Origin of the sequence: Paraburkholderia denitrificans, from assembly GCF_042655705.1 — a bacterium.
Classification (GTDB): Bacteria; Pseudomonadota; Gammaproteobacteria; order Burkholderiales; family Burkholderiaceae; genus Paraburkholderia; species Paraburkholderia denitrificans.
In genome coordinates, this window is record NZ_JBHSMP010000008.1 from 96495 (window position 1) to 120293 (window position 23799).

At 66.3% G+C, this 23799-nt stretch carries 21 protein-coding genes; 7 read left to right on the forward strand and 14 right to left on the reverse strand.

Annotated features, from left to right (window positions below; translation table 11 throughout):
- Window positions 1–72 precede the first annotated feature (72 nt).
- From ACFPTO_RS05745 to hpnI, 7 genes are all read right to left on the reverse strand, one after another.
- Window positions 73–1188: a GlxA family transcriptional regulator gene (locus tag ACFPTO_RS05745; protein WP_377710065.1), complete on the reverse strand. Its 1116-nt coding sequence runs from the start codon at window positions 1186–1188 to the stop codon at window positions 73–75.
- 106 nt (window positions 1189–1294) lie between these two features.
- Window positions 1295–2320, reverse strand: coding sequence for a patatin-like phospholipase family protein (locus ACFPTO_RS05750; RefSeq protein ID WP_377710067.1), 1026 nt, complete (start codon window positions 2318–2320; stop codon window positions 1295–1297).
- Between the two features lie 24 nt (window positions 2321–2344).
- The gene (gene bamE, locus ACFPTO_RS05755; RefSeq protein ID WP_377710069.1) at window positions 2345–2914 is read right to left on the reverse strand and encodes an outer membrane protein assembly factor BamE domain-containing protein; all 570 of its coding nucleotides are present in this window, start codon (window positions 2912–2914) and stop codon (window positions 2345–2347) included.
- 87 nt (window positions 2915–3001) lie between these two features.
- On the reverse strand, window positions 3002–4081 hold the full coding sequence (locus tag ACFPTO_RS05760; RefSeq protein ID WP_377710070.1) for a lysylphosphatidylglycerol synthase domain-containing protein: 1080 nt from the start codon (window positions 4079–4081) through the stop codon (window positions 3002–3004).
- Entirely contained in the window at window positions 4078–4965 is an 888-nt protein-coding gene (gene hpnK, locus ACFPTO_RS05765; RefSeq protein ID WP_377710072.1) for a hopanoid biosynthesis-associated protein HpnK, read from the reverse strand. The genes ACFPTO_RS05760 and hpnK overlap by 4 nt, the downstream gene beginning before the upstream one ends.
- Entirely contained in the window at window positions 4965–6386 is a 1422-nt protein-coding gene (hpnJ, locus tag ACFPTO_RS05770) for a hopanoid biosynthesis associated radical SAM protein HpnJ (protein WP_377710074.1), read from the reverse strand. The genes hpnK and hpnJ overlap by 1 nt, the downstream gene beginning before the upstream one ends.
- Before the next feature lie 105 nt (window positions 6387–6491).
- Window positions 6492–7763 (reverse strand): bacteriohopanetetrol glucosamine biosynthesis glycosyltransferase HpnI, encoded by a 1272-nt coding sequence (hpnI, locus tag ACFPTO_RS05775; protein WP_377710075.1) that lies wholly within the window; start codon window positions 7761–7763, stop codon window positions 6492–6494.
- A gap of 727 nt (window positions 7764–8490) precedes the next feature.
- Between hpnI and ACFPTO_RS05780 the strand changes: the two genes are divergently transcribed.
- On the forward strand, window positions 8491–9486 hold the full coding sequence (locus ACFPTO_RS05780; RefSeq protein WP_377710076.1) for an LLM class flavin-dependent oxidoreductase: 996 nt from the start codon (window positions 8491–8493) through the stop codon (window positions 9484–9486).
- 263 nt (window positions 9487–9749) lie between these two features.
- On the opposite strand, the gene ACFPTO_RS05785 is transcribed toward ACFPTO_RS05780, so the two are convergent.
- Window positions 9750–10769 (reverse strand): aldo/keto reductase, encoded by a 1020-nt coding sequence (locus tag ACFPTO_RS05785; RefSeq protein WP_377710078.1) that lies wholly within the window; start codon window positions 10767–10769, stop codon window positions 9750–9752.
- 100 nt (window positions 10770–10869) lie between these two features.
- On the opposite strand from ACFPTO_RS05785, the gene ACFPTO_RS05790 reads away from it, so the two are divergent.
- Window positions 10870–11775: a LysR substrate-binding domain-containing protein gene (locus tag ACFPTO_RS05790; protein WP_377710079.1), complete on the forward strand. Its 906-nt coding sequence runs from the start codon at window positions 10870–10872 to the stop codon at window positions 11773–11775.
- A 241-nt stretch (window positions 11776–12016) separates the two neighbouring features.
- Complete coding sequence (locus ACFPTO_RS05795; protein WP_377710081.1) at window positions 12017–12373, forward strand: hypothetical protein; 357 nt, start codon at window positions 12017–12019, stop codon at window positions 12371–12373.
- Between the two features lie 71 nt (window positions 12374–12444).
- Here the strand turns inward: ACFPTO_RS05795 and ACFPTO_RS05800 are convergent, their stop codons facing one another.
- Window positions 12445–13473 (reverse strand): alpha/beta fold hydrolase, encoded by a 1029-nt coding sequence (locus tag ACFPTO_RS05800; RefSeq protein WP_377710082.1) that lies wholly within the window; start codon window positions 13471–13473, stop codon window positions 12445–12447.
- 418 nt (window positions 13474–13891) lie between these two features.
- Here ACFPTO_RS05800 and glgC point away from each other — a divergent pair, with 418 nt between their 5' ends.
- From glgC to ACFPTO_RS05820, 4 genes are all read left to right on the forward strand, one after another.
- On the forward strand, window positions 13892–15163 hold the full coding sequence (gene glgC, locus ACFPTO_RS05805) for a glucose-1-phosphate adenylyltransferase (RefSeq protein ID WP_377710083.1): 1272 nt from the start codon (window positions 13892–13894) through the stop codon (window positions 15161–15163).
- Window positions 15164–15319: 156 nt separating this feature from the next.
- Complete coding sequence (gene glgA / locus ACFPTO_RS05810; protein WP_377710084.1) at window positions 15320–16792, forward strand: glycogen synthase GlgA; 1473 nt, start codon at window positions 15320–15322, stop codon at window positions 16790–16792.
- A gap of 255 nt (window positions 16793–17047) precedes the next feature.
- Complete coding sequence (gene pdxY, locus ACFPTO_RS05815) at window positions 17048–17911, forward strand: pyridoxal kinase PdxY (protein WP_377710085.1); 864 nt, start codon at window positions 17048–17050, stop codon at window positions 17909–17911.
- A gap of 121 nt (window positions 17912–18032) precedes the next feature.
- The gene (locus ACFPTO_RS05820) at window positions 18033–18491 is read left to right on the forward strand and encodes a hypothetical protein (RefSeq protein ID WP_377710087.1); all 459 of its coding nucleotides are present in this window, start codon (window positions 18033–18035) and stop codon (window positions 18489–18491) included.
- Here the strand turns inward: ACFPTO_RS05820 and ACFPTO_RS05825 are convergent.
- The 5 genes from ACFPTO_RS05825 to ACFPTO_RS05845 all read right to left on the reverse strand — a co-directional run.
- Window positions 18488–20491, reverse strand: a complete 2004-nt coding sequence (locus tag ACFPTO_RS05825; RefSeq protein ID WP_377710088.1) for a DUF3857 domain-containing transglutaminase family protein — start codon at window positions 20489–20491, stop codon at window positions 18488–18490. The two genes, ACFPTO_RS05820 and ACFPTO_RS05825, sit on opposite strands and share 4 nt — an antisense overlap.
- The gene (locus ACFPTO_RS05830; protein ID WP_377710089.1) at window positions 20463–21455 is read right to left on the reverse strand and encodes a helix-turn-helix transcriptional regulator; all 993 of its coding nucleotides are present in this window, start codon (window positions 21453–21455) and stop codon (window positions 20463–20465) included. Before ACFPTO_RS05830 ends, ACFPTO_RS05825 begins: the two co-directional genes overlap by 29 nt.
- A 133-nt stretch (window positions 21456–21588) precedes the next feature.
- Window positions 21589–22245 (reverse strand): hypothetical protein, encoded by a 657-nt coding sequence (locus ACFPTO_RS05835; RefSeq protein WP_377710091.1) that lies wholly within the window; start codon window positions 22243–22245, stop codon window positions 21589–21591.
- Between the two features lie 276 nt (window positions 22246–22521).
- On the reverse strand, window positions 22522–23217 hold the full coding sequence (gene hutC, locus ACFPTO_RS05840) for a histidine utilization repressor (protein WP_377710093.1): 696 nt from the start codon (window positions 23215–23217) through the stop codon (window positions 22522–22524).
- Window positions 23218–23235: 18 nt separating this feature from the next.
- On the reverse strand, window positions 23236–23799 hold a 564-nt coding region (locus ACFPTO_RS05845), incomplete at its 5' end, for an aromatic amino acid lyase (RefSeq protein WP_377710095.1).

The window sequence follows — 23799 nt, forward strand, 5'->3', positions numbered from 1 at the left end:
CCGGCGAGTTTGGTGAATTGGGCGAGTTTCGCTAACTGGCGCTTACTGGCGCTTACTCGTGCCTCTTCGGGCTCACTCGCGCTCCGGCGGCTGCGCAGGTCCATCCGCGCGCGGCCCGCAAGCCGCGCCGCCGTGCTGGCGCTCGATCCAGTTGCGGCGGTCCTCGCGCGGCGTCACGCCGAAGCGCTCGCGATACGCATTCGAAAAGTGCGCCGCCGATGCAAACCCGCACGCAAGGCTGATCTGCACGACGGACTTGCTCGTGCGCTGCAGTTGCGAGCGCGCTTTGGCGAGGCGCAGGCCGAGGTAGTACTTCGACGGCATCGCGCCGAGATACTGGCGAAACAGCCGCTCGAGTTGCCGCCGCGAGACGCCGACGAGGCCCGCGATTTCATCGGAGGTAAGCGGGTCCTCGATGTTCGCTTCCATGAGCTGCAACGCATCGTTCAGGCGCGGGTTGCGCTCGCCCGGCGCGGTCACGAACGGAATGCGCTGACGCTCGTCGCCGCTTCTGAGCGTGCTTGCGCCGAGTGCGTCGGCGATGCGCTCGGCGAGTTCCGGGCCCTGCTCGCGGCCGATCATCGCGAGCATGGAATCGAGCGTCGACTGGCCGCCCGCGCAGGTCGCGCGATCACGATCGATTTCGTAAATGTGTTGCGTGACGATCGTGCGTTCAAACTGCTCGGCGAACTGTTGATAGGTCTCCCAGTTCGCGGCCACGCGATAGCCGTGCAGCAAGCCCGCCATCGCGAGCCACCAGATGCCGTGATGGATGCCGGTGACGAGCGGCGTGCACTGACCCACGCGCGCAAGGTTCGCGAGAAAGAGGCGGGAATCGTCGAACGGCTGAAAGCGCTCCGTGACGACGATCAGCCAGTCGCACGCGAGCGTGTCGTCGAATGCGCTTTCGGCGGGCCATTGCGCGCCGCCTGAAAGCGGCACCGGGCGCGCGTTCCACGAGACCATGCGCCAGCGGTAGAGTGCGCGGCCATCGATCTCGTTGGCGAGATTGAGCGCATCGACAATCGGCCCCACGCCCGACATCGAAACCGGCGACAGCGCCACAATCGCGACTTCGGCGGTGCGCTCCGCGCGTGCGGGAGCATCGGAAGCAGCGGCAGAAGCAGTATCAGAAGCGGCGGTACGCGCGGCCTCTGCGGGCGCACTGGAACGGGTGGGACGTGTCATCGGCGACGAAAGGGCCTTGGGGCGCAGCAGCGGCGCGCTTATTTGAGGCTGCCCGAGAGGTGCGACGGATACTGCTTCTCCGCGCACGACGCAGCTCCGAACGCGTCTACTCGATGCCGAGTTGGGCGCGAATCGCGGGCAGCATGTACTGCACGGCCGCACGCCCTTCCGCGATGGCGGGCTCCGCACGGTGGAAATCGAATATCCCCATGCCGCCAAGGCGCGGCTGAATCAGCACGTCGGCAGGCTCGCCCGCAAGGCGGCTGCGCGTGATACGCACCTGCATGATGTCGATGCTCTGCGCGATCGAACTGAGCATCGACGGCACGCGTGCGCTCGGCGGCGGCGCCACGCGCACGTCGGTGCTCGCCTGCCCTGCAGGCTGGAGCCAGCGCGGAAAGCGCTTGCCGTTGCGGCGCAGCAGCGGCTGCGGTTCATCGGGCGTGGAGGATGCCGCCGATTCGGCGGATTCCGGGGGTTCCCCCGGCGCGGAGCGTGAGGAGAACGCTGCGCCCTCTGGCGCCTCGCGCAACACGGTGTCGATGGTGCCGCCCAGGTCGCGGCCATTCAGGATGTCGTGATTGAGGTCGACGGCGATCACGCAATCGGCGCGCATCGCCCGCGCGGCGGAAACCGGCACCGGGTTGCTGAGGCCGCCATCCACGAGCCACACGCCGTCGTGCCAGATCGGCGTAAACAACCCCGGAATCGCAATCGACGCGCGCACCGCGTCCACCACGCCGCCTTCGCTGAGCCAGATTTCGCGGCCCGTATCGAGTTCGGTGGCGACCGCCGTGAACGGCAGCTGCAGCTCGTTGATGCCGCGTCCGTTGAACTGGTTCGCGAACACATCGATCACCTTGCGCCCGCCGAGCAACCCGCCCGAGAGACGCACGTCGAGCAGCCGCACGACGGTCTGCCAGGTGAGGTGGCCGACCCACTCTTCGAGCCAGTCGAGGTCGCCGTTCGCATACACGGCCCCAACGAGCGCGCCAATCGAGGTGCCGCACACGACGTCGGGTTTGATCCCGGCCTCTTCGAGCGCGCGGATCGCGCCGATGTGCGCCCAGCCGCGCGCCGCACCGCCGCCGAGCACGAGACCGATGCGCCGGTTACGCCGCCGGTTCATCATGCGCGCCTCCCGCTTGTCTGTGAGTCAGTGACCGCGCATCACGTCCGAGCGGGAAGTCGTGGTGACCCGCCCGTCCGGTCCGAAATGCACGTTGAAATACGCTTCCTGTTCGACGCCGCCTTCGCGCCACTTCCAGCTCCACACCGTTTCCTTCTTGAGCCGGAAGGCGGCCACCTCGCCCGGCTTGCCGAGCAGTTGCCGCACTTCGTCCTGACTCATGCCGATGGTGATCCTCGCGAAGTTCTCGGCGGTGAGCACCTGGGTGATCGCGACGAGCCGGCCGTTCGAGCCGATATCCACCATGTAGGTATTGAGGCCCGCCGGGCCGCGCGGATATTCGAGGCGGCGCGAGCCGTCGTCGAAGATGCGCTCGGTCTCGGGTTTGCCCATCTGCCTGCGCACGTCGTCGAGCGTCGAAATGCCAGGCTTCATGCCCTTGAACAGGAGCACGTCGGGTTTGACGGAATCGAAGAAAGCCTTGAGGGTCTGCCACATGGAATCGATCTGGCGGTCGTCGCAGCCGGAAAGCGCGAACGCCGCGAGCATTGCCGCGACGGCCGCGAAAACCCGCGCCTTGTGCAATTCAAGCTTCATGGTCCGAACCGCATTCACCGTGAATCACCTGGGCTCATGCCGGGGATGGGGCGTCCGCCCCGCCTGTATCCCCCAATGTACCCGCTATTACACGTTCTCGTGATGGCCGGACCGTGCGGTATCGCGCTCATGGGCGATTCTCACCGACGCGGGCACGGGCACCGGCGCGGGCGCAAGCGGCTTGCCCGTGCGTATGGACCAACGCGTGCGCGCAATTTCCACGCCTTGCCAGGAAACCAGCGCGACACAGCCGAACACGACCTCGCGCATCCGTTTGACGAGCGCGAGCGACAGCGCAACTTCGTGACCCACGCCGAATAGCTGTGCGAGCAGCACGACGGTCGCCTCCTGGATGCCGAGGCCCGCGGGAACCATGAAGGCCGCGTGGCGCACGGCCTGGGTCAGCGCCTCGATGGCGAGCGCGCCCTCGATCGAAACCGGGAATCCGAGCAGGCGCAGCGCCCACCAGGTCTCGAACGCGCCGACCATGTAGCCCGCGAGCTGCCAGCAGAAGGCGCGGAACATGAGCCCGGTGCGCGACATCAGCGCGTTGAGATCGCGGTCGAGCTGGTGGCCGTCGATGCCGAGCACGATCGGATTGTTCGCGCCGAACATGCGCGATGCCCAACGTTCGATTGTGTGAAAAATGCCGCCGCGCCGCAACAGCACGAACGTCACGACCGGTATCGGCAGCGAGAGAACGAGTGCGAGCCCGATTGTCGTGATCGTGCGCAGCGAACTGCCGTCGCCGGTCGCCGCGACGATCAGCACGAGGCCGAGCGCCGAGAACGCGTACTGGACGGCCATCGTGATGAGCACTTCGACGATCACCGATGCGGTGACGAAGCTGCCGTCGCGCAGCCGCCAGCGCGCGAGGCGGATGCCGACGATTTCCCCGCCCACGCCCATCACGGGCAGGAGCCGGCCAACGCCCTCGCGCACGGCGGCGACCCACAACAGGAAGCCGAGCGGCAGGCGTTTCGCGAGCAACAGGCGCCAGGCGTGGGCATCGAGCAGCAGCGGCAGCGCATGGAACGGCACGAGCCAGAGCAGCACGGGACCCGCCGTGCCGATGATGTGCATGACGTCATGCGCGCCGTCGCGGATGACGAGCGCGATCAGGATGGCGATCCCGACCGGCAGGCCCAGCCATTGCAGCCACTTCATGAAGGTCGAACCTCGCTTGCCAGCGCGTTCGCGCCGGGTCGGGCCGGACCGCCGAAAAATACGTCGGCGAAACCGCCGTGGCGCACGCGCGCCGCCGCAAGTGCCGCTGCGACGCGCGGCGAGACGAGCGCATCGAGTTCGTCGGTGTGGCGATAGGCCTGCATCGACGGCGTGATGGCTTCGACACCCGCCTCGGCCGGATGGCAGTAGATCTCGCCGACGCCCTGCGCCGGCAGATTCGCGATGGCGTCGAGCAGCACGGCCTCGTCCATCGCGCCCGTGTTCGCGATGCCCACCACGAAGTCGTTGTACGCGATGCCCGCGCGCGCGAGTCGCGCGCGCACGAGATGAAGCCAGGGCTTGAGCGCGAGCGGTGCACCCGCTTCGAGCGGCAGACGCATTGCACGCAGCCCGTACTCACGGCCAATCCGGATGATCAGCGAGAGCACCGTGGGGTGCAGATGGAAATGCTTGTGGGTATTGACGTGATCGAGTTCGAGCCCGGTCGCGGCGAACGCCTCGAACTGCGCGCGAATCTCCTTCGCGAGCTGCGCGCGCACGTGCGGCAAAAAGAAGAAACGTACGCCGTCGCGCACCATGTTGTCGCCGAAGCGGCCCTGCGCGTCGACCAGTGCGGGAATCTGCGCGCGCGGCAGCATCGACGCGCCGTCGGCCAGCACAAGGTGCAGGCCGACGCGCAAACCCGGTAGGCGCCGGGCGCGCGCTACGGCATCGGCAGCCGCGTTCGCGGCCACCATCAGACTTGCTGCATTGAGCACACCCTCGCGGTGCGCGCGCTCGACCGCGGCGTTGACTCGCTCGTGCAGGCCAAAGTCGTCGGCGGTGAAAATCAGCGCGCGCGTTTCGCGAGACTGCCGTTCCATCATGCCTCGTGGGCGCGCAGGAAGCGGAAGAACTCCACACCTTCGCGCAGACGGCGCTTCATCATGTCCCAGCTCGTGAGCATCTCGCGCAGGATTTCCCAGATCTTCGAAGGCCGGAAATAGAACTCGCGATAGAACTTCTCGAGGTTGTGATAGATCTCTTCGCGCGAGAGGTGCGGATAGCCGATCGCAGCAAGCTGCACACCTTCCTTGGAGACGAGGTTGACCACCTTGTTCTCTTCGAGCCAGCCGTTGTCGACGGCCTGCCTGTAGAGCGCCGTGCCCGGATACGGCGCGGCGAGCGACACCTGGATCGTGTGCGGATTGATTTCCTTCGCGTACTCGATCGTCTTCTTGATGGTTTCCTGCGTCTCGCCCGGCAGGCCCAGGATGAAGGTGCCGTGGATCTTGATGCCGAGCTTGCGGCAATCCTCGTTGAAGCGGCGCGCGATATCGGTGCGCAGACCCTTCTTGATGTTCAGCAGGATCTGGTCGTCGCCGGATTCATAGCCCACGAGCAACAGGCGCAGACCGTTTTCCTTCATGATCTTGAGCGTCGAATACGGCACATTCGCCTTCGCGTTGCACGACCACGTCACGCCGAGCTTGCCGAGGCCGCGTGCGATCTCTTCGACGCGCGGCTTGAAGTCGGTGAAGGTGTCGTCGTCGAACATGATCTCCTTGACTTCGGGCATGTTGTCCTGAATCCACTTCACTTCTTCGAGCACGTTCTCGACCGAACGCGTGCGGTAGCGGTGCCCGCCCACCGTCTGCGGCCACAGGCAGAACGTGCACTTCGAACGGCAGCCGCGGCCCGTATAGATCGAGACGTACGGATAGTTCAGATAGCCGATGAAGTAGTTGTCGATCTTCAGATCGCGCTTGTAGACCGGCGCCACGAACGGCAGCTCGTCCATGTTCTCGATCATCGGGCGCGCTTCGTTGTGCTCGATCGAACCGTCCTTCCCGCGGTAGCTCAGGCCCTTGATGTCGGCGAACGGCAGGCCATCGGCTACGTCCTTGCAGGTGTAGTCGAATTCCTCGCGGCAGACGAAGTCGATTGCCGGCGTTGCGGTAAGCGAATTGTGCGGATCGACCGCGACCTTCGCGCCCACCATGCCGATCAGAACCGACGGCTTGCGCTTTTTCAGGTCCTGCGCGAAGAGCGCATCGGTCGGGAACGACGGCGTGCTCGTGTGGATGATGACGAGGTCGTAGCCGTCGGCGATCTTGAGCGTGTCTTCGACGGAAAGGCCGTCGGCGGGCGCGTCGAGCACACGGCTGCCGGGCACGAGCGCCGCGGGTTGTGCGAGCCATGTCGGATACCAGAACGAGCGGATCTCGCGCTTCGCCTGGTAACGCGAACCGGCGCCACCGTCAAAGCCGTCATAGGACGGGGCCTGCAAAAACAGCGTTTTCATGAGATGAGTGCTCCGGCAACCCGGGGATAACGGGCAAAAATTGGAATGACAAAAATTAAACGTAGCGCGCGCCGCTCATGCAGCACGCGCGATTAAATCTGCGGATTAACGGCCGTCGGACACCTCGACCGCTGCACGCCGCGCCGGCGCGGTAACGCCTGCGTCCGCCGTCTCGGGGTTCGCCACCGGCACGCGCACGCCGCGCCATACGACATGCGAGCCGAACGCGGCCGACAGCCATTGCAGCGCGAGCAAGGTGTCGCGCAGCGGCACGAGCGGCAAATCGTGCCAGAAGGTGCGCCAGTTGGCGCTGCTGCGTGCATGCAGCACGACACGCGCGATGATACCGCCAGCAGTGCTCGCGCCGAGCACGAACAACGCCGCCGATGTGGTGCCGCTGCCGGCAAGCGCCGTGGTGATGCCCTGGTTGCCCGCGATGAGCAGGAGGCTGAGCAGCGCGCCGAGCACGAGCCACGGCGACGTGAACGTGATGAAGAGCGAGGCGAAGCCCCCCGGATTCACCGAGCGGATCGTGCGCAGCCAGCGCGTCTCGCGCAGCCACAAAGAGCGGAACGTCGGCTCGATGACGTCGGTTGCGACTACGACAGGCGCGAGCACGGTTGCAAGCCCGTGATCGCGCGCGAAACGCGCGAGCAGATAGTCGTCGGCGAGGCAGTCCTTGAGCGACGTGAAGCCGCCGATGCGTTCCAGCGTCGTGCGCGACAGCGCGAGCGTGGCGCCGAATCCGAATGCGCGCGAGCCCGTGCTGTGCGCGACGCGCACCGAGGGCGCGAACCATTCGTTGATGAAGAGCGCGCCGACGCGCGGCCAGAAACCGCCGACGCTGCGCGCATAGTAAAGGCAGGTCACAACGCCCACCGACGAATCGGCGAGCGGCGCGGTGACGATGTCCAGATAGTCGGGCTCGACGGCGATGTCGCTATCGGCGACGACGAGCGCGTCGTAGCGCGCGTGCGCCGCGAGATTGATCAGGTTGCTGACCTTCAGGTTGCTGCCGTAGACGCGCTTGTCGATGACGAGCTCGATATCGTGATCGGGATAGGCGGCCTGCAACTGGCGCACGACGGCAATGGCCGGATCGGACGGCGACGACACGCCGAACAGCAACTGGAAACGCGGATGGAGCTGCTCGCAGAAGGTTGCGAGATTTTCGTAGAGACGCGGCTCTGCGCCGCACAGCGGCTTGAGCACGCTCACCGGAATGGCGCGTCGCGCACGGGCGCGCCGGGCGGCCTCGCGCACCTGCGCGGCCGAGCCGAGGCGCGGCATCGTGAGCGCGGCGAAGATCGCGTAGAACGCCGCCACACAGCATCCCGCGATTACCAGCCACCAGGCCGATGGCAACTGCACCGTCATGCCAACACTCCCGGCCGCCCGATCCGCACGGAGCGGCCCTGCTGGAGCGCAGGACCGATATCCATACCGGTCAGATCAAGCGAATCGCTTCGTACCATTTGCACAACCCTGAAATCCGGAAAAAAGCCCAACGCGCATCCTAGCCACAAAGCACGTTCCTTGCAGGAAACCGGCCGCGAGACGGAGGCGTTTTAGCCAATGCAACGTGAATTAATGAACGACTTAAGGACGCAATAGGCGAAATCCACACTGTTGCGGACTGCTCGGGATTGCTCGCGCCCCGATTCGACGCCGAAAATTGTAGCAGTAACCACCCGGTCACGCCTTAGCGCTGGCAGCAAAACTGCTTCCTGCCGTTGCAATTTCGATGAATTTTTCAGCCCGCGGACGATTCGCCTTCAACGTTCACAGGCTTTTGGCGCTCAAGAAAGGCATTTGAAACCCATATTCTTCGCAAGGGCGATAGTCGCCCGGCCGGATGAATTAACCCCACGCGCAGATATAAACGATTCTCGATTTCGTTTGGACTCGTGTGCGCCCGGTTTCGCTCGTGCGCGCTCATTCAAGCTTCTTTGCGCTCATTTGCATATTGGCTCGCCATCAGCAAGCACCGGAGCGCTCCTGCACAATGCAACATACTTCGCGTCCGCTTTGCCGGGCCGCGCCTCACGAAATGCGAAACACCAGGCACCAGGCACGAAACACCAAGCGCAAAACACCAAAAGCCATGATCCCCTTCTCCGTCCTCGATCTCTCGCCGATTCCCGCTGGCTCGAACGCCGGCGCCGCCCTGCGCAATACGCTCGATCTCGCGCAGCACGCCGAACGCTGGGGCTACCATCGCTACTGGCTCGCCGAGCACCACAACATGACCGGCATCGCCAGCGCCGCGACATCGGTTGTGATCGGCTACGTCGCGGGCGGCACGCGCACGATTCGCGTCGGCGCAGGCGGCATCATGCTGCCGAACCACGCGCCGCTCGTGATCGCCGAGCAGTTCGGCACGCTCGAATCGCTTTACCCCGGCCGTATCGATCTCGGACTCGGCCGCGCCCCCGGCACCGACCAGACGACGGCGCGCGCGCTGCGGCGCGATCTGCAGTCGAGCGCCGATGCGTTCCCCGACGACGTCACCGAACTCCAGCGCTATTTCGCGCCGCCCGTCGAAGGCCAGCGCGTGCGCGCCGTGCCGGGCGCGGGGCTGTCCGTGCCGCTCTATATCCTCGGATCGAGCCTCTTTGGCGCGCAGATGGCAGCCGCCATGGGTCTGCCGTTCGCATTCGCTTCGCATTTCGCACCGGACCACCTGTTGACGGCGCTGCGAATCTATCGCTCGCAGTTCCGGCCGTCTGCCGCGCTGGCGAAGCCTCATGCGATCGTGGGCGTCAATGTCTTCGCTGCTGGCTCCGATGACGAAGCACGCTTTCTCTTCACTTCGTTGCAGCAGCAATTTCTGAATCTGCGGCGCGGCACGCCCGGCCAGTTGCCGCCGCCCGTCGAAAAGCCCGACGCGGACGCATTCGAACTCGCGGGTGTGGAAAATGCGCTCGCCTGCTCGGTGGTCGGTGCGCGCGAAACGGTGCGCGCAGGGCTCGCGTCGGTAATCGAGCAGACCGGCGCCGACGAGCTGATCGTCACCGCGCAGATCTACGATCATGCCGCGCGGCTACGCTCGTTCGAGATCACCGCTGAAGTGCGCGAGGCGTTGGCCGCCGGGAAATGAGCGCGGCAGCGTGGGATTCGCGGCGCGCCGCATTCCAGGCTGCGTGGGCTGCGCCGCATGAAACGCCTGCGCAGACACTTGACGAGCGTTTCGCCATTCGGGTTTTGGCGAGGCGTCGCACGCAGCCGCCTTCGCCCGATTCGCTGGACGACATGTATGGAAGCCAGTCCGGCAGCGAGTTGAAGCCGCCGATCCGTTGCCGCACGATGTCGGGCGAAACGGGAATCCCGATGGATGCACTGGCCCGAGCCATTTCTCTCTCCTCAGGCGTTGGCCGGCAGCGGCGCGTTCGCCGCCACGAGACCTTGCTCGCGCAACTCGCGCCAGAAGTCCGCGGGAATGACCTCCTTGACGGCCGCGTGGTCTTCCGCGATGCGGGCCGGCTTGCTTGCGCCCGGAATCACCGCCGCGACGACCGGGTTGGCCAGCACGAACTGCAGCGCCGCGGCCTTGACGCTCACGTTGTGGCGAGCGGCGACGGCCCTGATGCGTTCGACCTTCGCGAGAATCTCCGGCGACGCCTTCTGGTATTCGAAGTTCGCGCCGCCCGCCAGCACGCCGGAACTGTACGGACCGCCTGCGACGATCTCGACGTTCCGCGCGGCGGCAGCCGGTATCAGGCGCTGCAACGCACGCTCGTGATCGAGCAGCGAGTAACGGCCAGCGAGCAGGAAGCCGTCCGGCTTCGACTCGGAGAGGTCGAGCAGCAGTTCGCACGGTTCGACGCGGTTCACGCCAAGTCCCCAGGCCTTGATGACGCCTTCGTCACGCAGCCGCGTCAGCGCACGGAACGCGCCCGTACGCGCCGATTCGAAGACCGCGAGCCATTCGTCGCCGTAGAAGTCCTGTGCGACGTCATGTACCCAGACGATATCCAGGCGGTCGGTGTTCAGGCGCTTCAGGCTGTCTTCGACCGAGCGCAACGTGGCGTCGGCCGAATAGTCGTTGACGATCTTGTTAGGAAGGCCGAATTCGAACACGCCGCCTTTCTCGCCCAGATCGCGCGCGCCTGCATCCTCGATTTCATCGAGAATCACACGGCCGACTTTCGTGCTCAGCACGTATTCGTCGCGCCGATAGCCGGCAAGTGCTTTCCCGAGGCGGATTTCGGACAGGCCCGCGCCGTACAGGGGGGCCGTGTCGAAATAACGGACGCCCTGATCCCACGCCGCCTTGACGGTCGCCAGTGCTTCGTCTTCCGGAATGTTCCGGAACATGTTGCCAAGCGGGGCTGTGCCAAAACCGAGCCGCGTACCGGCCGGCAACTTATCCTTGATACTCATCGATCTGCTCCTTGTGTTGAGTCGGTAGCGAGAGTCTAGGTTGCCAGGCTAAGTCCGTCCAAGACATAATTAGACAGACTTGAGTCCCATGAGGTCTTATATGCTGGACATCCGCCAGTTGCATTATTTCGTGGCTGTCGCCGAAGAAGAGCACGTCGGCCGGGCTGCAGAACGGTTGCATATTTCGCAGTCGCCGCTCAGCCGCCAGATCGCCCAGCTCGAGGAACACCTCGGCTTGACGCTGTTCGAGCGCTCGCAGCAGCGCATTCGTCTGACGACCGATGGACGGACATTTCTCGCCGAAACGCAGGCGTTTCTCACCCACGCGAAGCGCCTCGAAGCGCTCGCGCGGCGGCTGGGGCGCGGCGACGAAGGCGGTCTGTGTATCGGCTATCTGGAGAACGCGATGCACTCCGGCGTCCTGCCCAACGCGCTGCGGCAACTCCGCGAGGACAAGCCCGATGTGCACATCGCGCTCTACAACTACCGCTCGACCGAACAGCTCACGGGCCTGCGTCAGCGCAGCCTCGACATTGCCCTCGTCTGCGATCCGCCACCGTCCGACGACCCGGATCTCGAAGCCGCACAGGTGCTTGACGACCCGATGCTGCTCGCGATTCCGGAGGGCCATCCGCTCGCCGACGCAAAACACTTCACCCCTGAAGACCTGGCGGCGCAGAAGTGGATTGGCGTGATGCACACGGAAGGCGCGCTGCGGCACGACAACTTCATTGCGGCATGCGCGAAGGCGGGCTTCACGCCCGATATCGCGATGGAAGCGACCGAGCCGCTGGCCGCGCTCGGGCTCGTCGCCGCCGGCCTCGGGCTCACCATGATCCAGCAAAGCCTGCGCCATCAGGCGCCGGCCGGCGTTGTGCTGCGCGAGCTGTCATGGTTCAGCTACCGCACGGCTCTTTGGGCCGCATGGCACAGGGTCAACCTGAGACCACTCGTCGAACGCTTCCGCATGACATTGCTACATTCCAGCGGCACGCTGCGGACATGAGCAGACAGTTCATGCCGGTCGAGACGTGGATATTCGTAGATCCAATCCGGTGGAGCGCTTCCGGTGTCGGGACACAGCTTCCAGGCCGGGGACCGGTGATTCGAGTCCCGCCTGCCGCACCAGAAACCATCCGTTTGGCACAAGGGTTACCAGACCCCGTGCTACTCTTGGCGACGATCCGACACCCTTCGACGGAGAATGCACGATCCAGACGTTGCGAACCCGAACCACGCTTCATCTGATGGCCGCCGTGCTGCTTTCCACGAGCGTGTGCACGGCGCATGCGGCTAATCTCGGCTTTTTGCGCGACACGCCGGTCGCGGCGATGACGCAACAGGACAACGCCGCGCTGCTGAAAGTGCTGCGCGAGTCGCTGGACCATAAGGCGGACGGAGAATCGACGCAGTGGTCGTCCGAAGGGGTGAGTCGCGGCATTCGGGTCGACGCGACGGTCACGCCGGACCGCACCACACATGACGGCCCCCGTACCTGTCGCGAAACCAGCGTCGTTCTGCAATCCCGGGGCCAGTCGATGACATTGCACCCGCGTTTCTGTCGCGAGGGCGGCGGCGAATGGGTCTTTCAACGGACGCATTGAGCGAACCGCCGGTTTCGCCTGGTCGCGCGCAACGCAGGAACAGGCGTCGCGACTGAAAACTGCTTGATCGCTCAACGGTTTTCCGGCGCCGCTGCCAGCCAGGCCAGCAGCGCCTTGTGAAACGCCTGCGGATCCTGAATCTGCGGCGCATGGCCAAGCTCGGGAAACTCGATGAGCGTCGCGTGCGGAATCGCCCGCTGCGCGGCCTTCGCGAGTTCCGGGTAATGGCCGAGCTTCGCGCGCACTTCGGGCGGCGCGGCATCCTTGCCGATTGCGGTCGTGTCCTTGTCGCCGATCAGCAGCAGCGTCGGCATCCGCAGCTGGCCGAATTCATAAATAACGGGCTGCGTGTAGATCATGTCGTAGAGCAGCGCCGAATCCCACGCCACCTGTTTCTTGCCGGGCCCGCGATACATCCCCGCCAGCATCTGCACCCACGGCTCGTACGAAGGCCGCCACTGCCCCGCGTAATACGTGGCCTGCTCGTAGCGGCGAATGCCGTCCGCGCTCGTCTTCAGTTCGCGCGCATACCAGTCGTCGACGGATAACGACGGCACGCCCAATGCCTTCCAGTCTTCGAGGCCGATCGGGTCCGCGAGCACGAGTTGCTCCGTGTCCTGCGGATACATCAGCGCATAGCGAACGGCAAGCATGCCGCCCGTCGAATGGCCGATCATCGTCGCGCGCACGATGCCGAGCGACGCAAGCAGCGCATGGGTGTTGCGCGCGAGCTGCTGGAAGCTGAACTGATAAGCGGCAGGCTTGCTCGACTTGCAAAAACCGATCTGGTCCGGCGCGATCACGCGGTAGCCCGCCGATGCCAGTTCGCCGATCGTCTGCTCCCAGGTCGCGGCGCAGAAATTCTTGCCGTGCAGCAGGACGACCGTGCGGCCGTTGGGCTTCGTCGGCTGGACATCCATGTACGCCATCTGCAGCGACTGCCCCTGCGATGTGAACGCGAATTCCTGAACCGTGTGCGGATAGCTGAACCCTTCGAGTTCGGGACCGTACGCAGGGCCATCGTCGGCCACGACGGTGTGACTGAACGCAGCGGCGCAGCACACGGCAGCGAGGGCGGAAAGTTTGCGGATCAAGGTCATGAGCGGGGAAGCGTGTTGTTCGTCCGGTTCGTCCGGTTCGTCGCCGGGTTGGTCGCCAAATGCGGATAGCGGGTGCGGCGAGGTACGCAGCACGCACCGCCAGCGATTCTAGCGGCGCGGCACAGCGCCTGCGCCCGGACGCACAGATCCGCTCCGGCCCGAACGCGCGGCAAGCGCTTCGCTGCGGGCCGATACGTCCCCGCAAGAGGCCGTCGCAACACACCACCGCGGTACGCAACTTCAATGCGTACCGCCAATTCGCATGACGTGCCATTCGGTGCTAGAACAATCTATACAAGCCAACAAAAAAGCGTCAGCGAGCATCGGCGGCGCGCGGACAAAACGCGCACGAACACGCACCAACGCGCACCAACGCGCCAGTCAATCCGGGGGCACAACAAGGAGACAGGAGACATCCATGGAAGCTCCGGCAAGCCTCAACGATCTGCAACGCACGACGCTCGCGATCGTGCTCGCGGGCGGGCGCGGCACGCGGCTCGGCCCGCTCACCGACAAGCGCGTCAAACCCGCCGTCTACTTCGGCGGCAAGTTCCGCATCATCGACTTCGCGCTGTCGAACTGCCTGAATTCGGGCATCCGCCGCATCGCCGTCGTCACGCAGTACAAGGCGCATTCGCTGTTGCGCCATCTGCAGCGCGGCTGGGGTTTCCTGCGCGGCGAATTCAACGAGTTCCTCGACTTGTGGCCCGCGCAGCAGCGCGTCGAAGGCGCGCACTGGTATCGCGGCACCGCCGACGCCGTCTACCAGAATCTCGACATCATCCGCTCCATCGCACCGAAATACGTGGTCGTGCTGGCAGGCGATCACGTCTACAAGATGGATTACACGCGCATGGTCGGCGACCACGCCGCAAGCGGCGCGGACTGCACCGTGGGCTGCATCGAGGTGCCGCGGCTCGAAGCGCGCGCGTTCGGCGTCATGGCCGTCGACGAGTCGCGCCGCGTGACGGGCTTCGTCGAAAAACCCGACGACCCGCCCGCCATGCCCGGGCACCCCGACACGGCGCTCGCGAGCATGGGCATTTACGTGTTCAACACGGGCTACCTCATCAAGCTGCTCGAAGAGAACATCGCGATGTCGGCGACCGATCACGACTTCGGCAAGGACATCATTCCGCGCGTCGTCACCGAAGGCCATGCGATCGCGCATCCGTTCAGCCTCTCGTGCGTCAGTTCGGACCCGAGCGCCGAGCCGTACTGGCGCGACGTCGGCACCATCGACGCCTACTGGTCCGCGAATCTCGACCTCGCCTCGACGATCCCGGCACTCGATCTCTACGACCGCACCTGGCCGATCTGGACCTACCAGGAGCAGTTGCCGCCCGCGAAATTCGTCCGCGACCTGAACGGCCTGCAAGGCTCGGGCACGAACCTCATCGTCTGCGGCGGCTGTGTGATCTCCGGGTCGCAGATTTCGCGCTCGGTGCTTTCGTCGAATGTCGTCGTGAAGTCGTTTTGCAACATTGCCGAGGCAGTCTTGTTGCCGCAGGTCACGGTGGGCGCGAGCAGCCGGCTGCGCAAGGTCGTGGTCGACCGCGGCTGCACGATCCCGGACGGCACCGTGATCGGCGAGGATCCGGTACGCGATGCGGAACGGTTCTATCGCACCGAAAGCGGCGTCGTGCTGGTCACGCAGGACGCGCTCACGCGCGCGCAGGGCGGAACATAGCGGCAAGCCTGCCCGCGCGCCGTGCGAGCCCTGAGCACGCAGTGCGAACCTTGAACGCGCCGTGCGAGCCGTTCACCCGCCGTGCAGCAGCGAGCGCGCAGCAGCCCTGAAACCGCCCCGAATGACGTAGCAGAGCACCGAGAGGACACCCGCCCGATGACTATCCGCGTCCTGCACGTAGCCAGCGAACTCTATCCACTCCTGAAGACCGGCGGACTGGCCGACGTCACCGCCGCCCTGCCCGCCGCGCTGATCGAACAGGGCGCGGACGCCCGTCTGCTGCTGCCCGGATTCGCGGGCATCGCAGACGGTCTTGCCGATCTGCGCCCCATCGCACGGCTCGAACGCAGCTTCGGCGCGCGCGAGGCGTCGCTCGAACTCGGCCGCGTGCCGGGCAGCGATCTGCCGGTCTACATGATTCGCGCGGACAGTTTTTACGCGCGCCCCGGCAACCCTTATCTCGACGCCGAGCACGTGCCCTATGGCGACAACGCCCAACGCTTCGCGTTGCTCGGCTGGACGGCGGCGCAGCTCGCGCAGCACATCGACCGCGCGTGGGCGCCACAGATCGTGCAGGCGCACGACTGGCATGCGGGCCTCGCGCCCGCCTACCTGCGCGCGGCGGCGCGCGAGCATGGCCTGCCGGCCGGACACGCGCACGCGCGCTCGGTCTTCACGATCCACAACCTCGCCTACCAGGGCATCTTTCCCGCGCAGCAGTTCGGCAGCCTCGGCCTGCCCGCCGATTTTTTCGACATGCACGGCGTCGAGTTTTACGGCCAGCTTTCGTTTCTGAAAGCCGGTCTTTACTTCGCCGACAAAATCACGACCGTGAGCCCGACGTACGCGCACGAGATTCAGACCGTCGCCCAGGGCGGCGGGCTCGAAGCCCTGCTGCGGGGCCGCACGCACGATCTCATCGGGATTCTCAACGGCGTCGATTACGGCGTGTGGAACCCGGCCACCGACGAAACGATCGCCGCGCGCTATAGCGCCGATCACATGAGCGGCAAGCTGCGCTGCAAGACCGAGCTTCAGGCGCGCCTGAAGCTCGCCCAGAAACACGATGCGCCGCTGTTCGGCGTGGTGAGCCGCCTCACGGAACAAAAAGGCCTCGACCTGCTGCTCGCCGCGCTGCCCGAGATCGTCTCGCGCGGCGGCCAGTGCGTCGTGCTCGGCACCGGCGACGCGAGCCTCGAACAGGGCTTCGCGCGCGCGGCGCGCCAGCATCCCGAATCGGTTGCGGTCGAACTCGGTTTCGACGAGGCGCTCGCTCACGCGATCATCGCGGGCGCCGATGTGATCGCCGTGCCCTCGCGCTTCGAGCCCTGCGGGCTCACGCAGATGTACGCGCTCGCGTACGGCGCGCTGCCGCTCGTGCATCGCGTGGGCGGCCTCGCGGACACGGTCGTGGACGCATCCCTCGAAAATCTCGCCGACGCGCTCGCCACCGGTTTCGTGTTCGAGCGCTTCGAACCCGACGCGCTCACAGCCGCCATTCGCCGCGCCTTCGCGCTCTACGCGCGCAGCCGCGACTGGCGCGATACGCGCGAGCGCGCGATGCGCAAGGATTTCGGCTGGGCCGTATCGGCGCAGCGCTACATGGCGCTCTATCGCGAGCTCGTCTGACGCACGCGCGCATCACCCGCACATCGCCTCGACGACGGCTTCGGCGCAACAGCATCCGCATAAGCCGGTCGACTGCTTGTGCCCAATTCGGTTATCGTTGCTGCAATGCACTCTGCGTGCGACGCGCACGACGCGCTTGCTGCCGCCGTTGCTCGCCGCCGCAATAGCGCTGCAAACTCGCTGCATGTCGCTGAAATAGCGCTGCCATGTTGCTGAAATAGCGCTACCAGCGGGCCCGAATCCAACGGATCCACCATGAACAATGTCCTGAGCATCCAGTCCCACGTCGTATTCGGCCACGCGGGCAACAGCGCCGCCGTGTTCCCGATGCGGCGACTCGGCGTCAACGTCTGGCCGCTCAACACCGTGCAGTTCTCCAATCACACGCAATACGGCCACTGGACCGGCAGCGCGATCGACGCGGACCAGTTGGCCAGCCTCGTCGACGGCATTGGCGCAATCGGCGTGCTGCCGCGTTGCGACGCCGTGCTCTCGGGCTACCTCGGCGCGCCCGACCAGGCGCAGGCCGTGATCGACATCGTGCGCGCGGTGAAAGCGGCCAACCCCCACGCGCAGTATTTCTGCGACCCGGTGATGGGCACGGCGAACGGCTGCAAGGTGCAGCCCGGCATCGAGGAATTTCTCGTCTCGCACATGCCCGAAGTCGCCGACGCGTTGATGCCGAACCACAGCGAGCTGCAGCGCCTCGTGGGCCGCGAGATCGAGACCGCCGAGGAAGCCGTGGCCGCATGCCGCGAACTGCTGCGGCGCGGCCCGAAAGTGATCCTCGTGAAGCAGCTGCTCGACCGCAACAGTCCCGCCAACCGTTTCAACATGCTCGTCGTGACCGAGCGCGAAGCATGGCTCGCGCAGCGTCCGTTCTATCCGTTCGCGCGCCAGCCGGTCGGCGTCGGCGATGTGACGTGCGCCGTGTTCGTCGCGCGGCTCATGCTCGGCGACGCGCTGCGCCCGGCGTTCGAGCATACGGTCGCGGCCGTGAACGCCGTGGTCAAGGCGACGTGGGATGCGGGCCGCTACGAGCTGGAGATCGTCGCCGCGCAGGACCAGATCGCACGGCCGCGCGAGTGGTTCGACGCGTGGGCCGCCGATGGGGCGTGAGGTCCGTGACATGCGCGCGTGACATGCGCGCGGGATCGTGTGACGTCGCGTGGCACGGCACGGCCTATAATGCGGGCCGCGCACGGTGCGCACCTTGATTGAAGATTGAAGAGATTGACCGATGTCCGACCCGATCCGCAGCGAACAGGAAGAGTATTTCGAGCAGCTTTGCCTTGCCGTCGACGCAGGCGAAACCCACGAACAGGAAGCGATCGAATACTTCGAGACGCAAAGCCACGAGAACGATTTCGACGCCGCGCAATGGCTCGATATCGCGCTTTATCACGCGCCTGAAGTTGCGCGCGGCATCATCGATTTCGTCGACGGGAGCGACCGCGCGCGCAGCGCGATTGCGCAGACGATCGCGGACAACCTCGACATCGCGTACGGCGACGACGACTGCGAACGCTTTGCCGCGACGCTGCGCTTCGCGCTCGCCAACGGCGTGCCGGTCGATCTCGACGTGGTGCTCGACGGCTGCAACCGCGCACTCGACGATCTCGAAGACTGGGCCAACGAAGACACGAAAGCGCCGCTCGTGCAGCTTCGCGAAGCCGTGCTGGAGATGCAGGCGGGCTAATCGGTCGAGCCAGCCGGTCGCCCGCCCTGCGCGCGCACGACGATCTGCGCGTGCGTATCGCGCTGGATGCGCACGAGCGCATCGCGCATCTGCGCGAATTCCGCAGCCGAGCACATCTGATGGCCGAAGTGCGCCTTGAGGTGGCGCACGATCTGCACCGTGCGCGAGAGCGGATCGAACACGTAACGCGCCGCGTACGCGAGCGCACCGCCTGCCTCGCCCCCCTTCTCTTCCCCGCCCTGAACGCTCACATCGTGCGGCACATCGGTTACCCGCACGTTCGCTGGCAGCTGCATTTGCGCGGATTCGTCGTAATCGCCGCTCACGCAGGCCCACGGCTGCGTGCGGTGCGGCTGCGCGAGCCACGCGTCGATCCGCGTGGCAATGCCGCCCGCCAGGCTCGATAGCGCCGGCAGCGTCGTGGTGCCCTCGGGCCAGACGAAATGATCGAGCGTCCCCTCGGTCGTCGTCGAGAACGGGCCGGACGTCGCGTCGGGTGCGCTCGTCGTGATCTGCGCCTCGCCCGTGAGCCCGGTCAGCCGCAGACGCAGCATCGCGACCTGCTGCGCCTCCTTGCGCGTCGCGCGGCGAAACGTGTTGCGCTCGGGCTCCGCGCCTGCGCCGTCGTCCTCGACGTGATAGCGGTACACCGCTTCGCCGTCGCGCCCCACGTCGATGGCGAGCCACGCGTCGCGCGCATGCGGCTGTGTCGCGGGCGTGCGGACCATCACGCCGTCGTCGACGAGCAGCGCCGGCCGATCCATCACACTTGCCGGTAGATAGCCGAAGGCGACGCCGCCCGACGACGTGTCCGCGAACACGCCGAGATCGGGCAGCCACGCGATCACGTGATTGATCGCATCGGCGCCGTAGCCGGGCACATCGGGCAGCGTATAGACGGGACCGAGGTGCACCAGCGCCGCCTCGGCACGGATGCCCGCCGCCGCGAGCAGCGCGGTAAAGAGCGCCACGTGGTCCTTGCAGTCGCCGTAACGGTTGCGCAGGACATCGACGGCACGATGCGGCACCGCCTGGGTTTCGCCGAGGAAAAGCGCGACATAGCGGATATTCAGGCGCATCCAGTCGTAGATGCGGGCCGCCGCTTCGCGCGGGTCGCGCGCGTCGGCCGTGAGCGCGTGCGCGAGCGCGGCAATCGACGGATCGGTCGCGCTCGGGTCGGCGGCGGCCTCACGATAGAGCGCGGCGAAAGCTGCGAAGCTCGGCACCGTCGTCACCATCAGGCGGTCGCCCCAGTTCGCGTAGGCCACCGCGCCCGGTTCGAGCAGCGCATACGGACCGTGGCTGTAATCGAAGATGTAGCGCGTACGGCCGTTCGCGGTGACCGGTGCGAGCGCAACGTAGCCGCGCGCGTCGACGTGCAGCGGCAGATCGGCGGGAAGGTCGAAGATGAGCCGCTGAAATTCGATGGGTTCGCCCGACGGCTCGACGAAATACGAAAACGCGCCCGCCTGCAGGGGTTTCGCGCGGCGCTTGCCGAACGTGAGACGCACTTGCGAGCCTGGCCGCACGCCGGGGTAGACGACCGTGCGCAGCACGCCGTCCTGGAAGGTCGGCGCGCCCGCCGAGCGCGGCTCCTGCACGTCGCGGATTCCCTGTGGGCCGACCGGATGAACCGTGCCGTCGGGGTCGATGGTCTGCGCCGATAGCGTCGTGATCGTTTCGATATCCTTATTGAACCAGACGTAGCGCTGCGCCGCCTGATCGACGCCCGCTCGCGTGTTGGCGCGCATCACGTTGTCGTCGTGTTCGGTGATGGAGCCGTCTTCCTGCACGACGAACAGATGCACGTCGCGCACAATCGTGGCCGGTGCGGCGTCTGCCGAATTCGCCTGATTCTGGGCCTGATCCTGCGCCTGATCCTGCGCGCCTTGCGCCTGCGCGACGCTCGCGGCCAGTACCGTACCCAACACTGCGCCCAGCACGCACGCAAGCCGCGCCGCAAACGCGCGTCTACGTCCGGCCATATTGCGCGCGCGCATGCGCCGCGCCGGGCCACGAGGTCGCCGCGAGCCGCCGCCCGCGTTCTTCCGCACGCCAGGCGCGCGGGCTCGCACCGAACTCGGCGCGAAACGCGGCATTGAAGTTCGACACGTCGTTAAAGCCGCTCGCGAACGCGATATCGACGATCTTCGTGTCTTCGCTGACAAGCCGCAGTGCAGCGCTACGCAAGCGCGCTCGCAGCAGATACTGATGCGGCGTCACGCCCGCCACCGCCGAGAAAGTCCGCAGGAAGTAGAACTCGCTCACGCCCGCCGCCGCCGCAAGGCTTGCGAGCGAGTGATCCGCGTCGGGCGTCTCGTCGATCAGGCGCAGCGCAGCCACGACGCGCGCGCGCGCCGATGCTGGCTGTGCCGCAGTGGCTGCGCCATGCGCGTCCTTGCCGCCCGCGGCGACCTGCAGCGTCGCGACCGCGAGTCCGAGCGCCAGTTCGTCCCACGCATTCCGCGCTTCAAGCGCGGTGGCCGCTTCGTCCCGCACGTTCGCACAGGCGCGCGCAACAATGGGCGCGAGCGCGCGCAGCGGCGGCACGCGCGGCGCCGTCCAGCAGCGCGCACCGTGCGCGAGGCCCGCTGCGGCAGCCTGCTCGTCAAGCCAGTCCGGATCGTAGTGGAAGGAGATGCAGCGGTCGCCCGCCGCGTGGCGGTGGCCGCACTCGAAGCATTCGCCCGTGCGGCCGAGCATCAAGGCGCCGGGTGTCAGCAGCGCGGCACCGCTGCTGCTGCGATAGTCGAATGCGCCCGCTGCGACGATCGCGAGGCACGCGCTCGCATGGCGCTCTTCAAAGGGCCGGTCGCGCGGCCCGAGCGTACAGACGACATCTTCGACCGACCATTGCGCACCTGTGGCAAGCGCGACGCCGATGGGCGGCCTGTTGGTACCCTCGGTACCGTCGCGCTCGCGCTGAACGAGCGCGCGTTGCAGTGGAGCAGCGAGAGCATGCACGGCGACCTCGCGAAACGATGGCTACGATTTTTGTTGTAGCACATCGACGCGCAAGGCGTAGCGCGTGCAAACGTCATTCGCGCCGGTCACGCGCTTGAGTGCGCGGCAATCGCCCGGCAAGCGAGCACGGCGATCACTCTTCTCCGAGGCGCGCGAGCAGCGCGTGGAGCTTCGTCACGTGACGCAGCAGCAATTCACGATGCTTCTCGATCTGTTCGAGCCGCCCCGCGAGATCGGCGCACACGCTCTCGTCGGGTTCGGCCGCCGCGATCACGTCCTCGACGCGTGCGCGCATGACGCTCGGCTCGACGGGCGGCACGCTCAGGTAGCGTTCGAGCTTGCGCACGTCCTGCACGGCCAGGTCGCGCATCTTGCGCACGCCCGCCATGCGGCGGTGCGAGTCCGCGCCTGCGGCAGCATCGTCGCGCCTGGCCGGGGCCGTCTGCCCGAAGATCGGCTCCGCGCGCAGCACCGGCGGCTTGCGCACCGGGTGCGCCGTGCCGCGAAAGCGCGCATGGGGCCGCTCGTTGTCGATCGACTCGCGCGCCGCGGGCGGCACCTCGTCCGTGCGATGCGGCACGTCCATCCAGCCCTCGGGCAAGCCCGTCACCGCCTCGACGCCGCGCACGAATTCGCCGCTGAAGGCGCGCTGCCCCGAGAGAATCAGCTTCATGTAGCTTTCGGAGAACGTCATCATGCGCGCAAGCCGCGTGGCCGCGCCCACTTGTCGGGTCAGGAGCGCAAGATTCGCGCGCCACACGGGCATGAGCGTTGCGCCGGTATCGTCCATCGCTCGGATCCTCCCTGGTTCGTGCGCACGCGCTATGCGCCCCATCCGGAAACCATGGAAACGGCGCGGCTCGCGTGTGCCGCGCCGGTGACTGAAGGTTAGTCGTTTCGTGCGATCGCGCGCAATCTACGTAACAGGTGCTTACCAGGTGCGTACGAGGCGCGCTCGCATGTCAGGGAACGAGAAAGAGAAAAAGCGGAACGGATGCGCGGCCGAGGGGCAGGACGGCGGCCGGAAAAGCAGGCGTTCGAGCCAGACGAACGCGGCTCGAACGGACTAGAAATGCCCGGTGAAGCGGTACCGGCTACCCGGATGCCAGAGATTGGCCACCGACGCCACAATCCCGCGCGACCAGGTGCGCCGGTGCAGCACGAGGCACGGCTCGGCCTCGCCCATCGCGAGGTGCGCGCGCGTATCGCCCTCCGGCGCAAGTGCCTCGATCCGGTACTCCACACGCTGCAAGGGCGCGACGCGCACGAGATACTGGTTCGGCGTAATGTGCGCGAAATCCTGCTCGGCGTAGCCGGGCGCCGCCGATGGATTGACCCAGCGCTCTTCGAGCTGCACGGGCTCGTCGTTCTCAAAGTGCAGCACGCGCGAGTGGAACACGGTGTCGTTCGCGCCGATCTGCATTTCACCGGTGAGCCACCCGTTGGCGCACAGCGCGCCGACCTCGATCACATCGGCGCGGTAGCGGTGGCCGCGTGCAACGATTTCGTCGGAGATGCTGCGGATCGCCACCAGCGTCGATTCGTACTTCGGCCGCGCGACAAAGGTGCCTGCGCCCTGCACGCGCGTGAGCACCTGCTCGGCGCTCAGCTCGCGCAGCGCGCGGTTCACGGTCATGCGCGCGACCTTGAATTCGCGCGCCAGCTCGTTCTCCGAAGGCACCTGGTCGCCCTCGCACCACTCGCCCGAATCGATGCGCGTGAGGATGAAGTCCTTGATACCCTGGTATGCGGGTGCGTTCATCGCGTGGCTATGCGCCCGTCATGCCGCGGCTTCGGACTCGAACGCAAGCGGGCTGTGCGCCGCAATCGCGCCGCCCTGCACGAGCCGCGTGACCGCCGCGATATCCGGCGCGAAATAGCGGTCGAGATCGTAATGCGGCACCTCGCTGCGCACGGACTCCATCACGCGCGCGAGCGCCGGGCTCGTCCGGTACGGCGCACGCAGATCCACGCCCTGCGCCGCCGCGAGCAGCTCAATAGCGAGAATGTTGGCCGTGTTGTCGGCGATGTCGGCCAGCTTGCGCGCGGCGAAGGTCGCCATCGACACGTGGTCTTCCTGGTTCGCCGAGGTCGGCAGCGAATCGACCGAGGCCGGGTGCGCCAGCGTCTTGTTCTCCGAGGCGAGCGCCGCCGCCGTCACGTGCGCGATCATGAAGCCCGAGTTCACGCCGCCGTCCTTCACGAGGAAAGGCGGCAGGCCCGAGAGCGTCGCATCGATCAGCAGCGCAATGCGGCGCTCGGCCAGCGCGCCGATTTCAGCGGCGGCGAGCGCGAGATTGTCGGCCGCGAACGCCACCGGCTCCGCATGGAAATTGCCGCCCGA

Bases quoted from the DNA above. Each gene is read 5' to 3' on its own strand.
- glgC (WP_377710083.1), top strand. From the start codon at position 13,892: ATGGAAGCTCCGGCAAGCCTCAACGATCTGCAACGCACGACGCTCGCG.
- ACFPTO_RS05745 (WP_377710065.1), bottom strand. From the start codon at position 1,188: ATGACACGTCCCACCCGTTCCAGTGCGCCCGCAGAGGCCGCGCGTACC.
- glgA (WP_377710084.1), top strand. From the start codon at position 15,320: ATGACTATCCGCGTCCTGCACGTAGCCAGCGAACTCTATCCACTCCTG.
- ACFPTO_RS05820 (WP_377710087.1), top strand. From the start codon at position 18,033: ATGTCCGACCCGATCCGCAGCGAACAGGAAGAGTATTTCGAGCAGCTT.
- ACFPTO_RS05785 (WP_377710078.1), bottom strand. From the start codon at position 10,769: ATGAGTATCAAGGATAAGTTGCCGGCCGGTACGCGGCTCGGTTTTGGC.
- hpnI (WP_377710075.1), bottom strand. From the start codon at position 7,763: ATGACGGTGCAGTTGCCATCGGCCTGGTGGCTGGTAATCGCGGGATGC.
- hutC (WP_377710093.1), bottom strand. From the start codon at position 23,217: ATGAACGCACCCGCATACCAGGGTATCAAGGACTTCATCCTCACGCGC.
- ACFPTO_RS05795 (WP_377710081.1), top strand. From the start codon at position 12,017: ATGGCCGCCGTGCTGCTTTCCACGAGCGTGTGCACGGCGCATGCGGCT.
- pdxY (WP_377710085.1), top strand. From the start codon at position 17,048: ATGAACAATGTCCTGAGCATCCAGTCCCACGTCGTATTCGGCCACGCG.
- ACFPTO_RS05835 (WP_377710091.1), bottom strand. From the start codon at position 22,245: ATGGACGATACCGGCGCAACGCTCATGCCCGTGTGGCGCGCGAATCTT.
- ACFPTO_RS05780 (WP_377710076.1), top strand. From the start codon at position 8,491: ATGATCCCCTTCTCCGTCCTCGATCTCTCGCCGATTCCCGCTGGCTCG.
- hpnK (WP_377710072.1), bottom strand. From the start codon at position 4,965: ATGGAACGGCAGTCTCGCGAAACGCGCGCGCTGATTTTCACCGCCGAC.
- ACFPTO_RS05800 (WP_377710082.1), bottom strand. From the start codon at position 13,473: ATGACCTTGATCCGCAAACTTTCCGCCCTCGCTGCCGTGTGCTGCGCC.
- ACFPTO_RS05750 (WP_377710067.1), bottom strand. From the start codon at position 2,320: ATGATGAACCGGCGGCGTAACCGGCGCATCGGTCTCGTGCTCGGCGGC.
- bamE (WP_377710069.1), bottom strand. From the start codon at position 2,914: ATGAAGCTTGAATTGCACAAGGCGCGGGTTTTCGCGGCCGTCGCGGCA.
- hpnJ (WP_377710074.1), bottom strand. From the start codon at position 6,386: ATGAAAACGCTGTTTTTGCAGGCCCCGTCCTATGACGGCTTTGACGGT.
- ACFPTO_RS05825 (WP_377710088.1), bottom strand. From the start codon at position 20,491: ATGCGCGCGCGCAATATGGCCGGACGTAGACGCGCGTTTGCGGCGCGG.
- ACFPTO_RS05760 (WP_377710070.1), bottom strand. From the start codon at position 4,081: ATGAAGTGGCTGCAATGGCTGGGCCTGCCGGTCGGGATCGCCATCCTG.
- ACFPTO_RS05790 (WP_377710079.1), top strand. From the start codon at position 10,870: ATGCTGGACATCCGCCAGTTGCATTATTTCGTGGCTGTCGCCGAAGAA.